Source organism: Pseudomonas sp. Q11, assembly GCF_024494355.1.
GTDB classification, from domain to species: domain Bacteria; phylum Pseudomonadota; class Gammaproteobacteria; order Pseudomonadales; family Pseudomonadaceae; genus Aquipseudomonas; species Aquipseudomonas hefeiensis.
Map to the genome: position 1 here is coordinate 1 of NZ_JAKNQY010000077.1, position 475 is coordinate 475.

The window sequence follows — 475 nt, forward strand, 5'->3', positions numbered from 1 at the left end:
CTCTCGGCCAGGGCCTTGACCACGATCAGCGCCAGCACCGCGAGGATGATGATCATGATCAGGAAGCAGCCGAACAGCGCGATGGTGCCGGGAACGCGGCCCATTTCTTCACGGACCATGTCGCCCAGGGAGCGACCGTTGCGACGGGTGGACAGGAACAGGACCATGAAGTCCTGCACGGCACCGGCCAGCACCACCCCGGCGATCAGCCAGAGCGTACCGGGCAGGTAGCCCATCTGCGCCGCCAATACCGGCCCGACCAGCGGCCCCGCACCGGCAATGGCCGCGAAGTGGTGGCCGAACAGGATGTGTTTGTTGGTCGGGACAAAGTCCAGGCCATCGTTGTTGAGCACGGCGGGGGTGGCCCGGCGCGCATCGAGTTGCATCACGTTATTGGCGATGAACAGGCTGTAGTAGCGGTAGGCGACCAGGTAGATGGCCACGGCTGCGACGACGATCCAGAGGGCGTTGATCG

The 475-nt window shown here is 64.8% G+C and carries 1 protein-coding gene; it reads right to left on the reverse strand.

The genetic code is table 11. The features are described 5' to 3' along the window. The coding region (locus MA884_RS27820; protein WP_371134833.1) for a carbon starvation CstA family protein at nucleotides 1-473 on the reverse strand (473 nt) is incomplete at its 3' end. Nucleotides 474-475: the final 2 nt, after the last annotated feature.